Source organism: Streptomyces sp. NPDC003720 (genome assembly GCF_042875075.1).
Lineage (GTDB): Bacteria > Actinomycetota > Actinomycetes > Streptomycetales > Streptomycetaceae > Streptomyces.
The window spans coordinates 215,960-232,686 of the sequence record NZ_JBIANZ010000005.1; the positions used below are offsets into that span (position 1 = coordinate 215,960).

The following is a 16,727-nucleotide window of genomic DNA, read 5'->3' on the forward strand; positions in this document are numbered from 1 at the left end:
TGAAGACGCAACCGTGCAAGACGTACTCGAAGACGAAAGCTTCCACCCGTGAGTGAGACAACGCATGACGCCGGAGTCGCGGTGACCGCGGCCCCGTCGCCCGACGAGGGGCTGACGGCGGCCGAGCTCGCCGGCAAGTACGGACTCGCCGTGAGCGGCGCCCGGCCCTCGCTCGCCGAGTACGTCCGCCAGCTGTGGGGGCGCCGCCACTTCATCCTCGCCTTCTCCCAGGCGAAGCTGACCGCGCAGTACAGCCAGGCCAAGCTGGGCCAGCTCTGGCAGGTGGCGACCCCGCTGCTGAACGCGGCGGTCTACTACTTCATCTTCGGCGTCATCCTGCACGCGAGCCGCGGCATGTCCCAGGACGTCTACATCCCGTTCCTGGTCACGGGCGTGTTCGTGTTCACCTTCACGCAGAGCTCGGTCATGACCGGCGTCCGCGCGATCTCCGGCAACCTCGGCCTGGTGCGCGCCCTGCACTTCCCGCGCGCCTCGCTGCCGGTGTCCTTCTCTCTCCAGCAGCTCCAGCAGCTGCTGTTCTCGATGATCGTGATGTTCATCGTGGCGATCGGCTTCGGCAGCTACCCGAGCCTGTCCTGGCTGCTGATCGTCCCGGTGCTGGTGCTGCAGTTCCTCTTCAACACCGGTCTCGCGCTGATCGTCGCCCGCCTCGGCGCCAAGACCCCGGACCTCGCCCAGCTGATGCCGTTCGTCCTGCGCACCTGGATGTACGCCTCCGGTGTCATGTTCTCCATCAGCAAGATGATGGAGGGCCGCTCCGAGTGGGTGGTCCGGCTGCTGCAGGTCAACCCGGCCGCGGTCTACATGGACCTGATGCGCTTCGCGCTGATCGACGGGTACGGCTCCTCGAACCTGCCGCCCCACGTGTGGGCCATCGCCCTGTTCTGGGCCGTGGTCGTCTTCGCGGGCGGCTTCGTGTACTTCTGGAAGGCGGAGGAGAGGTACGGCCGTGGCTGAGACCAACCCCGAGGACACCACCCCGGACCCGCGCCCGACCGTCATCGCGGACGAGCTGCACATCGTCTACCGGGTCAACGGCGCCAGGACCGGCAAGGGCAGCGCCACCGCCGCCCTCAGCCGCATACTCAGGCGCGGTTCCGACGACGGGGCCCGCGGCGTGCGCAAGGTGCACGCGGTGCGCGGCGTCTCCTTCGTCGCCCGCCGCGGCGAGGCGATCGGCCTCATCGGATCCAACGGATCCGGCAAGTCCACGCTGCTGCGCGCCATCGCCGGACTGCTCCCCGCCGAGAGCGGCAAGGTCTACACCGACGGCCAGCCCTCCCTGCTCGGCGTCAACGCCGCCCTGATGAACGACCTCACCGGCGAGCGCAACGTCATCCTCGGCGGGCTCGCGATGGGCATGTCCCGCGAGCAGGTCAAGGAGCGCTACCAGGACATCGTCGACTTCTCCGGGATCAACGAGAAGGGCGACTTCATCACCCTGCCGATGCGGACCTACTCCTCCGGCATGGCGGCCCGGCTGCGCTTCTCCATCGCCGCCGCCAAGGACCACGACGTCCTCATGATCGACGAGGCGCTGGCCACCGGCGACCGCAAGTTCCAGAAGCGCTCGGAGGCGCGGATCAGGGAGCTGCGCAAGGAGGCCGGCACGGTCTTCCTGGTCAGCCACAACAACAAGTCCATCCGCGACACCTGCAACCGCGTCCTGTGGCTGGAGCGCGGCGAGCTGCGCATGGACGGGCCCACCGAAGAGGTCTTGAAGGAGTACGAGAAGTTCGCCGGTAAGTGACCCCTTTCGGCCAGGGCCCCGCGGAACTCTTCCGACGGGGCCCCGCGTCTGCAAAGGAAGCGTCAACTCCCGCGTGACACCGGAATCTTGACAGCGATCGGTGTGTTGTTGTGATGCGCGGGACACCCCGCCGGTCCAAGCTGCGTTGTACAACGTAAGCTGTACCGGTCCCGGAAAGCGGCAAGTGGGGCCATAATGCGCGACACCCTCCGCCGGGCCGCCCAGCGGAGGGCCAGGCGGCGTGTCCGAAATAGTGTGTATCGGATCGGCAGTGTAGAACGGGAGATGTGACGGCAATGGCTACGGAAACTCCCCAGCTCAGCGCAGCATGTGCCGTCCACGCCCCGGGCAGCCCGTGGTGACGGGAACCCGCACGGCGCCGGACCTGGAGCGCGTCACCCTGGACAAGGCCGCGAGCGAGAACTTCCCCGTGGCCCCCTTCTTCCTGCCCCGTGCCTGGCGCGACGACCTCATGGCGGTCTACGGCTTCGCCCGCCTGGTGGACGACATCGGCGACGGCGACCTCGCCCCCGGCGGCGCCGACGCCCGCGCCCTCGGCGTGCCGCCCGGCGAGGCCGGGGACCGGCTGGTCCTCCTGGACGCCTTCGAGGCCGACCTGCGCCGGGTCTTCGACGGCACCCCGAACCACCCGCTGCTGCGCCGCCTGCAGCCCACGGCACGCCGCCGCTCCCTGACCCCCGAGCCGTTCCTCGGCCTGATCGCCGCCAACCGCCAGGACCAGCTCGTGCGGCGCTACGAGACCTACGACGACCTCCTCGCCTACTGCGAACTGTCCGCGAACCCCGTCGGCCGCCTCGTCCTCGCCGTCACCGGCACCGCGACCCCCGAGCGGATCCGGCTGTCCGACATGATCTGCACCGCGCTGCAGATCGTCGAGCACCTCCAGGACGTGGCGGAGGACCTCGGCCGGGACCGTGTCTACCTGCCGGCCCAGGACATGAAGCGTTTCCACGTCCGGGAAACCGACCTCGCCGCGAAAACCGCGAGCGCTTCGGTGCGCGCCCTGGTTGCATACGAAGCACAACGCGCCCGCGATCTGCTGAATGAAGGCGCCCCCCTGGTGGGTAGCGTCCACGGCAGGTTGAAGCTGCTGCTCGCGGGGTTCGTGGCGGGGGGAAGGGCGGCGGTCCGGGCGATCGCCGCCGCCGAATACGACGTACTTCCCGGCCCGCCCAAGCCCGGCAAGGTCCAGTTGCTGCGTGAGGCGGGCGCGACTCTGCGAGGAGAGGGGTGATCCGGACCGTGGAGTCTGTGCCGCACGTGTCCGCACCGGTACTCGCCGCCTACGGCTACTGCGAGGCCGTCACCGGGCAGCAGGCCCGCAACTTCGCCTACGGCATCCGGCTGCTGCCGACGCCCAAGCGGCGCGCCATGTCCGCGCTCTACGCGTTCTCCCGGCGCGTCGACGACATCGGCGACGGCGACCTGCCGGGCGAGGTGAAGGTCGCGCGGCTCGAGGACACCCGGGCACTGCTCACCCGGATCCGCGCCGGCGAGGTCGCCGAGGACCACACCGACCCGGTGGCGGTGGCCCTCGCCCATGCCGCGCGCGCGTTCCCGATCCCGCTCGGCGGCCTCGACGAGCTGATCGACGGCGTCCAGATGGATGTACGCGGCGAGACCTACGAGACCTGGGACGACCTGAAGGTCTACTGCCGCTGCGTGGCCGGCGCCATCGGCCGCCTCTCGCTCGGCGTCTTCGGCACCGAGCCGGGCGCGCGCGGCGCCGAGCGCGCCCCCGAGTACGCCGACACGCTCGGGCTCGCGCTCCAGCTCACCAACATCCTCCGGGACGTCCGCGAGGACGCCCAGGGCGGGCGCACCTACCTGCCCGCCGACGACCTCGCCAAGTTCGGCTGCTCGGCCGGATTCGACGGGCCCACTCCACCGCAGGGCTCCGACTTCGCCGGCCTCGTGCACTTCGAAGTGCGGCGGGCCCGCGCCCTGTTCGCCGAGGGCTACCGGCTGCTCCCCATGCTCGACCGGCGCAGCGGCGCCTGCGTGGCCGCCATGGCGGGCATCTACCGACGGCTGCTGGACCGCATCGAGCGCGACCCCGAGGCCGTGCTGCGCGGCCGTGTCTCGCTGCCCGGACGCGAGAAGGCCTACGTCGCCGTGCGCGGGCTGTCCGGCCTCGACACCCGGCACGTCTCCCGGCGGACCGTCAGGAGGCGCGTCTGATGGGCACCCGGGAACCGTCCGGCTCCGACGATCCGGCGCGACGGGCAACCCCGCGCCGCGGCGTGGCGTCCCTGACTGCGACGGCCGACCGTGCACCGTTCATCCAGCACGGTCGACGCGCACGGAAGGACGCCAGATGAGCGACGGCTCCCGCACCGCACAGGCGCACGCCGGCGCCCGGGCCCCCGAGGCCCCGGCGCGGCGCACCGCCGTCGTCGTCGGCGGCGGTCTCGCCGGCGTCACCGCGGCGCTCGCGCTCGCCGACGCGGGCGTCGACGTCACCCTCGTCGAAGGCAGACCCAGGCTGGGCGGGCTGGCCTTCTCCTTCCAGCGCGGCGAGTTGACCGTCGACAACGGCCAGCACGTGTACCTGCGCTGTTGCACCGCCTACCGCTGGTTCCTCGACCGGATCGAGGGCACGGCGCTGGCGCCGCTGCAGAACCGCCTGGACGTGCCGGTCGTCGACGTCGCCAAGCCCGAGGGCAGACGCCTCGGCCGGCTGCGGCGCGACCCGCTGCCCGTCCCCCTCCACCTGGGACGCAGCCTGGCCGTCTACCCGCACCTCTCGCTCGCCGAGCGCGCCGCCGTCGGACGCGCCGCGCTCGCGCTCAAGGGGCTCGACCTGGCCGATCCGGCCCTGGACGCCCAGGACTTCGGCAGCTGGCTGGCCGCGCACGGCCAGTCGGCGCGCGCCGTCGAGGCCCTGTGGGACCTGGTCGGGGTCGCCACCCTCAACGCGGCCGCGGGCGACGCCTCACTGGCACTCGCCGCGATGGTGTTCAAGACCGGTCTGCTGTCCGAACCGGGCGCGGCCGACATCGGCTGGGCCGGCGTCCCACTGGGCGAACTGCACGACCGGCTGGCCCGCAAGGCGCTCGACTCCGCGGGCGTCCGTACCGAAGTCCGTACACGCGTCACCTCCGTCCTCCACAACGAGAACGGGGGCTGGAGCGTTCAGGTTCCCGGCGAGACGCTCCGCGCCGACGCCGTCGTCCTCGCCGTGCCCCAGCGCGAGACGCACGACCTGCTGCCCCCCGGCGCCCTCGACGCCCCCGGACGGCTGCTGGAGATCGGCACCGCGCCCATCCTCAACGTGCACGTCGTCTACGACCGCCCGGTGCTCGCCCGGCCCTTCCTCGCCGCCCTGGGCACCCCCGTGCAGTGGGTGTTCGACCGCACCGAGGCCTCCGGGCTGCGCGAGGGCCAGTACCTCGCCGTGTCCCAGTCGGCCGCGCGGGACGACATCGACGAACCGGTCGCCGTGCTCCGCGAGCGCTACCTGCCCGAGCTGGAGCGGCTGATCCCCGGCACGCGCGACGCCGTGGTGAAGGACTTCTTCGTGACCCGGGAGCGCACGGCGACGTTCGCCCCCACCCCCGGCACCGGCCGGCTGCGGCCCGGCGCCCGCACCAAGGCCCCCGGCCTCTACCTGGCCGGAGCGTGGACCGCCACCGGGTGGCCCGCGACCATGGAGGGCGCGGTCCGAAGCGGCGTGAGCGCGGCCGACGCCGCGCTGAGCGCCCTGGGCCGGCCCCGCCCTGCCCGCCTCTTCGCGTTCGAGGAGGCGGCCTGATGACCGAGCACCACGTGGCGGGCCCCCGCACCCGCGGTACCGCAACAACAGGAGAGACTGTGCCCACTGTGCCCCCCGCCTCGACGGCCGACCCGAGGACCGCGGTGGACGTGACCGCGCTGCTGGAGCGCGGCCGCACCCTGGCCACCCCGGTCCTGCGCGCCGCCGTCGACCGCCTGGCGCCGCCCATGGACACCGTCGCCGCCTACCACTTCGGCTGGATCGACGCCGCGGGCAACCCGGCCGACGGGGACGGCGGCAAGGCCGTCCGCCCCGCACTCGCCGTGCTGTCCGCCGAGGTCACCGGCGCCGCCCCCGAGGCGGGCGTCCCCGGTGCGGTCGCCGTCGAACTCGTCCACAACTTCTCGCTGCTGCACGACGACCTCATGGACGGCGACGAGCAGCGCCGGCACCGCGACACCGTCTGGAAGGTGCACGGCCCCGCCCAGGCCATCCTGGTCGGCGACGCCCTGTTCGCGCTCGGCAACGAGGTCCTGCTGGAGCTCGGCACCGTCGAGGCGGGCCGCGCCACCCGCCGGCTGACCACCGCCACCCGCGCCCTGATCGACGGTCAGGCCCAGGACATCTCCTACGAGCACCGCGACCGTGTCAGCGTCGAGGAGTGCCTGGAGATGGAGGGCAACAAGACCGGCGCCCTGCTCGCCTGCGCCTCCTCGATCGGCGCGGTCCTCGGCGGCGCGGACGACGCCACCGCCGACGCGCTGGAGCGCTACGGCTACCACCTCGGCCTCGCCTTCCAGGCCGTCGACGACCTCCTCGGCATCTGGGGCGACCCGGAGGCCACCGGCAAGCAGACCTGGAGCGACCTGCGCCAGCGCAAGAAGTCCCTGCCGGTGGTGGCCGCGCTCGCCGCGGGCGGCGACGCCTCCGAGCGGCTCGGCGAGATCCTCGCCGCCGACGCCAAGAGCAGCGACTTCGAGAACTTCTCCGAGGAGGAGTTCGCGGCGCGGGCCGCCCTCATCGAGGAGGCCGGCGGCCGCGAGTGGACGGCCGGGGAGGCGCGCCGGCAGCACACGATCGCCGTCGAGGCCCTCGACGCCGTCCACATGCCCGACCGGGTGCGGGCCGCCTTCACCGCGCTCGCCGACTTCGTCGTCGTACGGAAGAGATGATCACTATCGGTCGAATAACCCTCGCGTAGTCGCCGGCCGGTGTCGCGGATGACGGCACCGGCCGACGGCGGACCCACAGCAGCACGACTCGCACGACTGCACGAAGGGGAAGCCATGACAGCGACGACCGACGGAAGCACCGGAGCGACCATGCCGCCCCGCGCTGCCGCGGCCAGCGAAACAGACATCAGCACCCCCGAGGCGGCCGGGGTACAAGAAGCCGCCGAACGCGCCGCGCGCCGCGCCACCGACTTCCTGCTCGCCCGCCAGGACGCCCAGGGATGGTGGAAGGGCGACCTCGAGACGAACGTCACGATGGACGCCGAGGACCTGCTGCTCCGTCAGTTCCTGGGCATCCTGGACGAGGAGACGGTCCGGGCCGCCGCCCTGTTCATCCGCGGCGAGCAGCGCCCGGACGGCACCTGGGCCACCTTCTACGGCGGCCCCGGCGAACTGTCCACCACCATCGAGGCGTACGTCGCGCTGCGCCTGGCCGGCGACGCGCCCGACGCCCCGCACATGGCGAAGGCGTCGGCCTGGGTCCGCGAGCACGGCGGCATCGCCGCCTCCCGGGTCTTCACCCGGATCTGGCTCGCCCTGTTCGGCTGGTGGAAGTGGGAGGACCTGCCCGAACTCCCGCCGGAGCTCATCTACTTCCCCCAGTGGATGCCGCTCAACATCTACGACTTCGGGTGCTGGGCCCGGCAGACCATCGTGCCGCTGACCATCGTCTCGGCGAAGCGCCCCGTCCGCCCGGCCCCCTTTCCGCTGGACGAGCTGCACACCGACCCGGCCGACCCCAACCCGGTGAAGCCCCTGGCGCCGGTGGCGAGTTGGGACGGCGCCTTCCAGCGTCTGGACAAGGCGCTGCACCGGCTGCGCAAGGTGGTCCCGCGCCGGCTGCGCAGGGCCGCGATGAACTCCGCCGCCCGCTGGATCATCGAGCGGCAGGAGAACGACGGCTGCTGGGGCGGCATCCAGCCCCCGGCCGTGTACTCGGTCATCGCCCTTCGCCTGCTCGGCTACGACCTCCAGCACCCGGTGATGCGCGAGGGCCTCGCCTCGCTGGACCGCTTCGCCGTGTGGCGCGAGGACGGCGCGCGGATGATCGAGGCCTGCCAGTCCCCGGTGTGGGACACCTGCCTCGCCACCATCGCGCTCGTCGACGCGGGCCTGCCGATCGACCATCCGCAACTGGTCAGGGCGGCCGACTGGATGCTCGGCGAGGAGATCGTCCGGCCCGGCGACTGGGCCGTGAAGCGGCCCCAACTCCCGCCCGGTGGCTGGGCGTTCGAATTCCACAACGACAACTACCCGGACATCGACGACACCGCGGAGGTCGCCCTCGCGCTGCGCCGGGTCCGGCACCACGACCCCGAGCGCGTGGACCACGCCATCGGGCGCGCGGTGCGCTGGAACCTGGGGATGCAGTCGAAGAACGGCGCGTGGGGCGCCTTCGACGTCGACAACACCAGCCCGTTCCCGAACCGGCTGCCCTTCTGCGACTTCGGCGAGGTCATCGACCCGCCGTCCGCCGACGTCACCGCGCACGTCGTCGAGATGCTCGCCGCCGAGGGACTGGCCCACGATCCCCGCACCCGGCGCGGCATCGACTGGCTGCTCGCCGAACAGGAGCCGGACGGCTCGTGGTTCGGACGCTGGGGCGTCAACTACCTCTACGGCACCGGTTCCGTGGTGCCCGCGCTCACCGCGGCCGGCCTGCCCGGCTCCCACCCGGCGATCCGGCGGGCGGTGGCCTGGCTGGAGAAGGTGCAGAACGACGACGGCGGCTGGGGCGAGGACCTGCGCTCCTACAAGCACGTCAAGGAGTGGAGCGGCCGCGGCGCCTCCACCGCCTCGCAGACCGGCTGGGCGCTGATGGCGCTGCTCGCGGCCGGCGAGCGGGACTCGGAGGCCGTGCGGCGCGGCGTCCAGTGGCTGGCGGCGACCCAGCGCGAGGACGGCTCCTGGGACGAGCCGTACTTCACCGGCACCGGCTTCCCCTGGGACTTCTCCATCAACTACCACCTGTACCGCCAGGTGTTCCCGCTCACCGCGCTCGGCCGCTACCTGCACGGCGACCCGTTCGAGCGGCCGCCGCTCGCCCGGGCCAGGAGGTCCGCCTCCGACGGCACGAAGCCGCTGCCCGAGGCCACGGTGAGCTGAGGTGAGCACCCGGCCCGCCCCGCCCCCGCTGCTGATCGCCTGCGCGCTCGGCATCGAGCACCTCGCCCTGCGCACCGGCGAACGCGGCGGGGCGGGCGGGCCGGTCACCTTCGTCCGGACGGGTATGGGGCCCCGGGCGGCGGAACGGTCCGTCACCCGGCACCTGTCCGAGCCGGCGCTCACCGCCGCGGCCGTCCTGGCCACCGGCTTCTGCGCCGGACTCGCCCCCGGTATGCACCCCGGCGACCTGGTCGTCGCCGAGGAGACCCGGGACCCGCGCGGGACCGTCCCGTGCGTGGACACCGAACCGCTCGTCAAGGAGCTCGCGCGCGTCCTGCCCGGGCGCACCGTCCACACCGGAGCGCTCATCGGCTCCGACCACGTCGTGCGCGGCCCGGAGCGGTCCGCGCTGCGCGCGACCGGCGCGATCGCGGTCGACATGGAGTCGGCCGCCACGCTGCTGAGCGCCGTGCGCGCGGGCGAGCGCCCGGTTGCGGCCGTACGGGTGGTCGTGGACGCTCCTGAACATGAACTCGTCCGTATCGGCACGGTACGCGGTGGAATATCAGCCTTCCGTGTCCTGCGTTCGGTCCTGCCCGCTTTTTATGAATGGCACCGTTCTTTGTCGCTCCCCCGGAGGTGAGCCAGATGGCCATGCCGTTGCGTCAGTCCATCAAGGTCGCTACATACCTGGCCGAACAGAAACTCCGCAGGCGGGACAAGTTTCCGCTGATCGTCGAGCTGGAACCGCTCTTCGCCTGCAACCTCAAGTGCGAGGGCTGCGGCAAGATCCAGCACCCGGCCGGTGTGCTCAAGCAGCGCATGCCGGTCGCCCAGGCCGTGGGCGCGGTGCTGGAGTCGGGCGCGCCGATGGTGTCCATCGCCGGCGGGGAACCGCTGATGCACCCGCAGATCGACGAGATCGTGCGCCAGCTCGTGGCGAGGCGGAAGTACGTCTTCCTCTGCACCAACGCGCTGCTGATGCGCAAGAAGATGGACAAGTTCACGCCGTCGCCCTACTTCGCCTTCACGGTGCACATCGACGGGCTGCGCGAGCGGCACGACGAGTCGGTCGCGAAGGAGGGCGTGTTCGACGAGGCGGTGGAGGCCATCAAGGAGGCCAAGCGGCGCGGCTTCCGGGTGACCACCAACTCCACCTTCTTCAACACCGACACCCCGCAGACGATCATCGAGGTGCTCAACTTCCTCAATGACGACCTGGAGGTGGACGAGATGATGATCTCGCCCGCCTACGCCTACGAGAAGGCGCCCGACCAGGAGCACTTCCTGGGTGTGGAGCAGACCCGCGAGCTGTTCAGGAAGTCCTTCGCGGGCGGCAACCGGCGCAAGTGGCGGCTCAACCACTCCCCGCTCTTCCTGGACTTCCTGGAGGGCAAGGTCGACTTCCCGTGCACCGCCTGGGCGATCCCGAACTACTCGCTCTTCGGCTGGCAGCGCCCCTGCTACCTGATGAGCGACGGCTACGTCCCGACGTACCGGGAACTCATCGAGGAGACCGACTGGGACAAGTACGGCCGCGGCAAGGACCCGCGCTGCGCCAACTGCATGGCGCACTGCGGGTACGAGCCCACCGCCGTCCTCGCCACCATGGGCTCCCTGAAGGAGTCGCTGCGGGCCATGCGCGAGACCGTCTCCGGAAACCGGGAGTGACCCCGTGACCGCCGTCCCCCTGGGCGTCCCCGAGGTGCCGGCCCGGCCGGTGGCGCCGCGCCGTGTGTCGCGGCGGATCCACGTCGGGCCGGTGGCGGTCGGGGGCGGGGCCCCGGTCTCGGTGCAGTCGATGACCACGACCCGCACCTCGGACATCGGCGCCACCCTGCAGCAGATCGCGGAACTCACCGCGTCCGGCTGCCAGATCGTCCGGGTCGCCTGCCCCACGCAGGACGACGCGGACGCTCTGCCCGTCATCGCGAGGAAGTCGCGGATCCCGGTGATCGCGGACATCCACTTCCAGCCGAAGTACGTCTTCGCGGCCATCGAGGCGGGTTGCGCGGCGGTGCGGGTGAACCCGGGGAACATCAAGCAGTTCGACGACAAGGTGAAGGAGATCGCGCGGGCCGCGAAGGACCACGGCACGCCGATCCGGATCGGTGTCAACGCGGGCTCCCTGGACCGCCGGCTGCTGCAGAAGTACGGCAGGGCCACCCCGGAGGCGCTGGTCGAGTCGGCCCTGTGGGAGGCGTCCCTCTTCGAGGAGCACGGCTTCCGCGACATCAAGATCTCGGTCAAGCACAACGACCCGGTCGTGATGATCGAGGCCTACAGGCGGCTCGCCGCCCAGTGCGACTACCCGCTGCACCTCGGCGTCACCGAGGCGGGCCCGGCGTTCCAGGGGACGATCAAGTCGGCCGTCGCGTTCGGCGCCCTGCTCTCCCAGGGCATCGGCGACACCATCCGCGTCTCGCTGTCCGCGCCTCCGGTGGAGGAGGTCAAGGTAGGCATCCGGATCCTGGAGTCCCTGGGACTGCGGCAGCGGGGGCTGGAGATCGTCTCCTGCCCGTCCTGCGGGCGAGCGCAGGTCGACGTCTACAAACTGGCGGAGGAGGTCACCGCGGGCCTGGACGGCATGGAAGTGCCGCTCCGGGTCGCGGTGATGGGGTGCGTGGTCAACGGTCCGGGCGAAGCCCGTGAAGCAGACCTCGGAGTTGCCTCGGGCAACGGAAAGGGCCAGATCTTCGTCAGGGGCGAGGTCGTCAAGACCGTCCCGGAGTCGAAGATCGTGGAGACCCTGATCGAAGAGGCCATGAAGCTCGCCGAGGGGGCGGGCGCCGCGGACGACGTGAGTTGAGGCAAGGCACGGCACGGACCGAGAGGGGGCCCAGCGTGACGATCCTGGAGACCATCCGGCAACCACGCGACCTGAAGGCGCTGTCCGAGGCGGAACTCGGCGAACTGTCCGACGAGATACGCGAGTTCCTGGTGCACGCGGTGTCGAGAACCGGCGGTCACCTCGGGCCCAACCTGGGCGTGGTGGAACTGTCCATCGCGCTCCACCGGGTCTTCGAGTCGCCGGTCGACCGCATCCTGTGGGACACCGGACACCAGAGCTATGTGCACAAACTCCTGACGGGACGTCAGGACTTCTCCAAACTGCGCGGCAAGGGCGGCCTGTCCGGCTACCCCTCCCGGGAGGAGTCCGAGCACGACGTCATCGAGAACAGCCACGCCTCCACCGCGCTCGGCTGGGCGGACGGCCTCGCCAAGGCCAACCAGGTACTGGGGGAGGAGGGGCACGTCGTCGCGGTCATCGGCGACGGCGCGCTGACCGGCGGGATGGCCTGGGAGGCGCTGAACAACATCGCGGCCGCCAGGGACCGGCCGCTGATCATCGTCGTCAACGACAACGAGCGCTCCTACGCCCCGACCATCGGCGGCCTCGCCAACCACCTGGCCACCCTGCGCACCACCGACGGGTACGAGAAGGCCCTCGCCTGGGGCAAGGAGGTGCTGCTGCGCACCCCGGTGGTGGGCGGCACGATCTACGAGTCCCTGCACGGCGCGAAGAAGGGCTTCAAGGACGCCTTCGCCCCGCAGGGGATGTTCGAGGACCTGGGGCTGAAGTACGTCGGCCCGATCGACGGGCACGACATCGGGGCCGTCGAGTCCGCGCTGCGCCGCGCGAAACGCTTCCACGGGCCCGTCGTGGTCCACTGCCTCACGGAGAAGGGCCGCGGCTACGAACCCGCCCTCGCCCACGAGGAGGACCGCTTCCACACCGTCGGCGTGATGGACCCGCTCACCTGCGAGCCCCTCGCGCCGGCCGGCGGCCCCTCCTGGACCTCGGTGTTCGGCGACGAGATCGTCCGGATCGGCGAGGAGCGCGCGGACGTCGTCGCGATCACCGCGGCCATGCTGCACCCGGTGGGCCTCGGCCGCTTCGCCGAGCGGTTCCCCGACCGGGTGTGGGACGTCGGCATCGCCGAGCAGCACGCGGCGGTCTCGGCCGCCGGGCTCGCGACCGGCGGACTCCACCCGGTCGTCGCCGTCTACGCCACCTTCCTCAACCGCGCCTTCGACCAGTTGCTGATGGACGTCGCCCTGCACCGCTGCGGGGTCACCTTCGTGCTGGACCGGGCCGGCGTCACCGGGGTGGACGGGGCGTCCCACAACGGCATGTGGGACATGTCCGTCCTCCAGGTCGTGCCCGGGCTGCGGATCGCGGCCCCGCGCGACGCCGGGCAACTGCGCGCCCAGCTGCGGGAGGCCGTCGCCGTGGACGACGCGCCCACCCTGGTGCGCTTCCCCAAGGAGTCGGCCGGCCCTGACATCCCGGCGGTCGGCCGGGTGGGCGGGATGGACGTCCTGCACCGCGGCGAACACCCCGAGGTGCTGCTGGTGGCCGTCGGCGTGATGGCGCCGGTGTGCCTCCAGGCCGCCGAGCTGCTCGCGGCCCGGGGCATCGGCTGCACGGTGGTGGACCCCCGCTGGGTCAAGCCCGTCGACCCCGCCCTGCCGGACCTGGCCGCCGGACACCGCCTGGTCGCCGTCGTGGAGGACAACAGCCGTGCGGCAGGCGTCGGTTCGGCCGTGGCCCTCGCCCTCGGCGACGCGGACGTGGACGTGCCGGTACGCCGGTTCGGCATCCCGGACCAGTTCCTCGCGCACGCCAAGCGCGGCGAGGTACTGGCCGACATCGGCCTCACCCCCGTCGAGATCGCCGGGCGGATCAGCGCGAGCCTGGCCGTCAGGGCCGTGAAGGCCGTCGACGGCACAGCCAAGGAGAGTGAATGAGCACGGAGTTCGACCTCGGCGCCCTCCTCGCCGAGCGCGGAGCCGAACGCTACGAGCTGCACGCCAAGCACCTCAACCCGCAGCTCCCGCGCATGCTGCACACCATCGGCTTCGACCGGGTCTACGAACGGGCCGAAGGCGCCCACTTCTTCGACGCGGACGGCACCGACTACCTGGACATGCTCGCCGGCTTCGGGGTGATGGGCCTCGGCCGCCACCACCCGGTCGTCCGCAAGGCGCTGCACGAGGTCCTGGACCTCGGCCTCGCCGACCTCACCCGCTTCGACTGCCAGCCGCTGCCGGGCCTGCTCGCGGAGCGGCTGCTCGCCCACAGCCCGCACCTGGACCGGGTGTTCTTCGGCAACAGCGGCACGGAGGCGGTGGAGACCGCCCTGAAGTTCGCCCGGTACGCCACCGGCAGGCCGAGGGTGCTGTACTGCGACCACGCCTTCCACGGCCTGACGACCGGCTCCCTGTCGGTCAACGGCGAGGACGGCTTCCGCGACGGGTTCGCCCCGCTGCTCCCCGACACCGCCGTACCCCTCGGCGACCTCGACGCCCTCGCCAGGGAGCTGAAGAAGGGCGACGTGGCCGCCCTGATCGTCGAGCCCGTCCAGGGCAAGGGGGTGCACGAGGCGCCGCCCGGCTATCTGCGCGCCGCCCAGGACCTGCTGCACCGGCACAAGGCGCTGCTGATCGCCGACGAGGTGCAGACCGGCCTCGGCCGCACCGGCGACTTCTACGCCTACCAGCACGAGGAGGGCGTGGAGCCGGACCTGGTGTGCGTGGCCAAGGCGCTGTCCGGCGGCTACGTGCCGGTCGGCGCCACCCTGGGCAAGGAGTGGATCTTCAAGAAGGTCTACTCGTCCATGGACCGCGTGCTGGTCCACTCGGCCAGCTTCGGCTCCAACGCCCAGGCCATGGCCGCCGGGCTCGCCGTGCTGTCGGTCATGGAGAACGAGCAGATCGTGGCCGGGGTGCGGACCACCGGCGAGCTGCTGAAGTCGCGGCTCACCGCGCTGATCGACCGGTACGAGCTGCTCGCGGACGTGCGCGGCCGGGGCCTGATGATCGGCATCGAGTTCGGGCGGCCCTCCTCGCTGAAGCTGCGCGGCCGCTGGACCATGCTGCAGGCCGCCCGCAAGGGCCTGTTCGCGCAGATGGTCGTCGTCCCGCTGCTGCAGCGCCACCACATCCTCACGCAGGTGTCCGGCGACCACCTGGAGGTGATCAAGCTCATCCCGCCGCTGATCATCGACGAGGCCGACGTGGACCGGTTCGTCGCCGCCTTCACCGCCGTCATGGACGATGCGCACAACGGCGGCGGACTGATGTGGGACTTCGGGAAGACGCTGATCAAGCAGGCGGTGGGCAACCGGTAGAGCCGGCCGGAGGACGGGTTTGTCTCTGAGGCAAGAAATTTGCCGCAGAGGCAAACCTGGGGCTCAATGGAGGCATGAACGCCTCAGAAGCCTCGCCACCGGCGGGCGAGGGCGACGACCTGCTGCCCGCCGTGGCGCCGCAGCTCCGGGACCTGCGCCGGCGCGCCGGCCTCACCCTGGAGGCGGCGGCCCGCACCGCCGGGCTCTCGCCCGCCCACCTCTCCCGGCTGGAGACCGGCGGGCGCCAGCCGTCGCTGCCGATGCTGCTCGCGCTCGCCCGTACCTACGGTACGACCGTCTCCGAACTGCTGGGCGAGCGGGTCGCCGACCGGGACGCCATCGTGCGCGCCGCCGACATGGAGCCCACCCGGGCGGGCGGCTGGACCTACTTCCAGGCCGGCGCGTCCGGCCGGGGTATGCAGGCGTTGCGCGTCCGGGTGCCGTACGGCGCGCAGGGCGACATCGTGCGCGTCCATCCCGGCGAGGAATGGCTGCACGTGCTCAAGGGGCGGCTGCGGCTGCGCCTCGGGGACACCGCGCATCTGCTCGGCCCCGGCGACAGCGCGCACTTCGACTCCCTCACCCCGCACCGCCTGGCCGCCGAGGACCAGGACGGCGTGGAACTGCTGTTCGTCCACACCCTGCTGCAGAGCCCCACGGCCGCACTGTGCCTGGGCCCGCTGACCGGAGAGCTGCCATGAGCGACTACGAGACCAAGTTCCCCCGCTCCCTGTGGATCCGGCTGATCATCTACATCGCCGTGGGCCACCTGTTCGCCGCGTTCCTCTACCTGCTGTTCGCGGTGGGCGCCAAGAGCTGACGGACGTCAGTCGAGCAGGCGCTCCCGCAGCCGCTCACGGGTGGCCGAGGTGAGTGCGAGCCCCTGCTCGAAGTACGCGTCGAAGCCGCCCCAGGTCTCCTCGATGCTCCCGAACGCCGCCTGCAGATACTCCGCGCGCGCGTCGAAGAGCGGGCTGAGCAGCTCCATCACCTCGGGGGTGTACGCGGAGTCGGGGCTGCCGTTGCGTCGCACCTTGTAGCGGCGGTGCTTGGCGTTGGACTCGAGGTAGTCGGCGACGACCGCGTCGCGCTCCACGCCCACCGCGAGCAGGGTCACCGCTATGGAGATGCCCGCCCGGTCCTTGCCCGCGGCGCAGTGCATCAGCGCGGGGACGCTGTCCTCGGCGAGCGAGTGCAGCACCCGGGAGTGCTCGGCGGTGCGCTCGGTGACGATCGTCCGGTAGGAGGCGACCATCCGGGCGGCGGCCCTGCCGTCCGCGAGGATGTCGCGCAGCTGGTCGAGGTCGCCGTCCCGGACCATCTTCCAGAACTCGGCGCCGTCCGCCGGGTCGCTCAGCGGCAGGTTCACGTTCCGCACGCCCGGGAGGGCGACGTCCGGGCCCTCCAGCTTCTGGTCGGCCGCGTTGCGGAAGTCGAACACCGTGTGCAGGCCCAGGGAGGCGAGGAACGCCGCGTCCTCCTCCGTCGCGTGCGCGAGGTGACCGCTACGGAACAGGACCCCCTGCCGCACCCGCCGGCCGTCCTCGGTCGGCAGTCCGCCCACGTCACGGAAATTGCGCACTCCGGCCAGCTCCGGCTCGGTCGACGGGACCTGCTGCGTCACGGGGGCTCCTCCCGGTCGGAACCCGTCGGCTCGGCTCGCCGGCGGGCGCTCCGACGACGATACGACATCGATCACCTCGGGCAACGAGTTGTCCACAGGCGTTGCCAGGGGCGCGCACGGGCCC

Annotated in this window: 16 protein-coding genes; 15 read left to right on the forward strand and 1 reads right to left on the reverse strand. The window is 71.8% G+C overall.

Annotated elements, in window-relative coordinates; genetic code table 11:
• Window positions 1–48: 48 nt before the first annotated feature.
• From ACFYU0_RS15540 to ACFYU0_RS15610, 15 genes are all read left to right on the forward strand, one after another.
• Entirely contained in the window at window positions 49–978 is a 930-nt protein-coding gene (locus tag ACFYU0_RS15540) for an ABC transporter permease (RefSeq protein ID WP_351668282.1), read from the forward strand.
• Window positions 971–1,771, forward strand: a complete 801-nt coding sequence (locus ACFYU0_RS15545; protein WP_389301240.1) for an ABC transporter ATP-binding protein — start codon at window positions 971–973, stop codon at window positions 1,769–1,771. Before ACFYU0_RS15540 ends, ACFYU0_RS15545 begins: the two co-directional genes overlap by 8 nt.
• A gap of 358 nt (window positions 1,772–2,129) precedes the next feature.
• The gene (hpnC, locus tag ACFYU0_RS15550) at window positions 2,130–3,026 is read left to right on the forward strand and encodes a squalene synthase HpnC (RefSeq protein WP_389301242.1); all 897 of its coding nucleotides are present in this window, start codon (window positions 2,130–2,132) and stop codon (window positions 3,024–3,026) included.
• Window positions 3,023–3,973, forward strand: a complete 951-nt coding sequence (gene hpnD, locus ACFYU0_RS15555; protein WP_351668288.1) for a presqualene diphosphate synthase HpnD — start codon at window positions 3,023–3,025, stop codon at window positions 3,971–3,973. The genes hpnC and hpnD overlap by 4 nt, the downstream gene beginning before the upstream one ends.
• Entirely contained in the window at window positions 3,973–4,113 is a 141-nt protein-coding gene (locus tag ACFYU0_RS15560; protein WP_351668291.1) for a DUF6380 family protein, read from the forward strand. The genes hpnD and ACFYU0_RS15560 overlap by 1 nt, the downstream gene beginning before the upstream one ends.
• Entirely contained in the window at window positions 4,110–5,546 is a 1,437-nt protein-coding gene (hpnE, locus tag ACFYU0_RS15565) for a hydroxysqualene dehydroxylase HpnE (RefSeq protein WP_351668293.1), read from the forward strand. The genes ACFYU0_RS15560 and hpnE overlap by 4 nt, the downstream gene beginning before the upstream one ends.
• Window positions 5,546–6,679 (forward strand): polyprenyl synthetase family protein, encoded by a 1,134-nt coding sequence (locus ACFYU0_RS15570; protein ID WP_351668295.1) that lies wholly within the window; start codon window positions 5,546–5,548, stop codon window positions 6,677–6,679. Before hpnE ends, ACFYU0_RS15570 begins: the two co-directional genes overlap by 1 nt.
• Before the next feature lie 114 nt (window positions 6,680–6,793).
• Entirely contained in the window at window positions 6,794–8,845 is a 2,052-nt protein-coding gene (gene shc, locus ACFYU0_RS15575) for a squalene--hopene cyclase (RefSeq protein WP_389301249.1), read from the forward strand.
• Window position 8,846: 1 nt separating this feature from the next.
• Window positions 8,847–9,488 (forward strand): 1-hydroxy-2-methyl-2-butenyl 4-diphosphate reductase, encoded by a 642-nt coding sequence (locus tag ACFYU0_RS15580; RefSeq protein WP_389301251.1) that lies wholly within the window; start codon window positions 8,847–8,849, stop codon window positions 9,486–9,488.
• Window positions 9,489–9,493: 5 nt separating this feature from the next.
• Window positions 9,494–10,516, forward strand: a complete 1,023-nt coding sequence (hpnH, locus tag ACFYU0_RS15585) for an adenosyl-hopene transferase HpnH (protein WP_351668301.1) — start codon at window positions 9,494–9,496, stop codon at window positions 10,514–10,516.
• A gap of 4 nt (window positions 10,517–10,520) precedes the next feature.
• Window positions 10,521–11,654, forward strand: a complete 1,134-nt coding sequence (gene ispG, locus ACFYU0_RS15590; RefSeq protein ID WP_389301255.1) for a flavodoxin-dependent (E)-4-hydroxy-3-methylbut-2-enyl-diphosphate synthase — start codon at window positions 10,521–10,523, stop codon at window positions 11,652–11,654.
• 35 nt (window positions 11,655–11,689) lie between these two features.
• Entirely contained in the window at window positions 11,690–13,597 is a 1,908-nt protein-coding gene (gene dxs / locus ACFYU0_RS15595) for a 1-deoxy-D-xylulose-5-phosphate synthase (RefSeq protein ID WP_389301258.1), read from the forward strand.
• A complete protein-coding gene (locus ACFYU0_RS15600) occupies window positions 13,594–14,979 on the forward strand; it encodes an aspartate aminotransferase family protein (RefSeq protein ID WP_389301260.1) in 1,386 nt (461 codons plus the stop codon). Before dxs ends, ACFYU0_RS15600 begins: the two co-directional genes overlap by 4 nt.
• 74 nt (window positions 14,980–15,053) lie before the next feature.
• Window positions 15,054–15,680: an XRE family transcriptional regulator gene (locus ACFYU0_RS15605; RefSeq protein ID WP_351668309.1), complete on the forward strand. Its 627-nt coding sequence runs from the start codon at window positions 15,054–15,056 to the stop codon at window positions 15,678–15,680.
• Window positions 15,677–15,799: a DUF6126 family protein gene (locus tag ACFYU0_RS15610; protein WP_351668311.1), complete on the forward strand. Its 123-nt coding sequence runs from the start codon at window positions 15,677–15,679 to the stop codon at window positions 15,797–15,799. Before ACFYU0_RS15605 ends, ACFYU0_RS15610 begins: the two co-directional genes overlap by 4 nt.
• 6 nt (window positions 15,800–15,805) lie before the next feature.
• Here ACFYU0_RS15610 and ACFYU0_RS15615 read toward each other — a convergent pair whose 3' ends face one another.
• Complete coding sequence (locus tag ACFYU0_RS15615; protein ID WP_389301263.1) at window positions 15,806–16,603, reverse strand: tyrosine-protein phosphatase; 798 nt, start codon at window positions 16,601–16,603, stop codon at window positions 15,806–15,808.
• Window positions 16,604–16,727: the final 124 nt, after the last annotated feature.

Excerpts from the sequence above, each read along its gene's own strand:
- ACFYU0_RS15610 (WP_351668311.1), top strand. The coding sequence starts at position 15,677 with ATGAGCGACTACGAGACCAAGTTCCCCCGCTCCCTGTGGATCCGGCTG.
- ACFYU0_RS15600 (WP_389301260.1), top strand. The coding sequence starts at position 13,594 with ATGAGCACGGAGTTCGACCTCGGCGCCCTCCTCGCCGAGCGCGGAGCC.
- ACFYU0_RS15560 (WP_351668291.1), top strand. The coding sequence starts at position 3,973 with ATGGGCACCCGGGAACCGTCCGGCTCCGACGATCCGGCGCGACGGGCA.
- hpnE (WP_351668293.1), top strand. The coding sequence starts at position 4,110 with ATGAGCGACGGCTCCCGCACCGCACAGGCGCACGCCGGCGCCCGGGCC.
- ACFYU0_RS15570 (WP_351668295.1), top strand. The coding sequence starts at position 5,546 with ATGACCGAGCACCACGTGGCGGGCCCCCGCACCCGCGGTACCGCAACA.
- ACFYU0_RS15605 (WP_351668309.1), top strand. The coding sequence starts at position 15,054 with ATGAACGCCTCAGAAGCCTCGCCACCGGCGGGCGAGGGCGACGACCTG.
- hpnH (WP_351668301.1), top strand. The coding sequence starts at position 9,494 with ATGGCCATGCCGTTGCGTCAGTCCATCAAGGTCGCTACATACCTGGCC.
- shc (WP_389301249.1), top strand. The coding sequence starts at position 6,794 with ATGACAGCGACGACCGACGGAAGCACCGGAGCGACCATGCCGCCCCGC.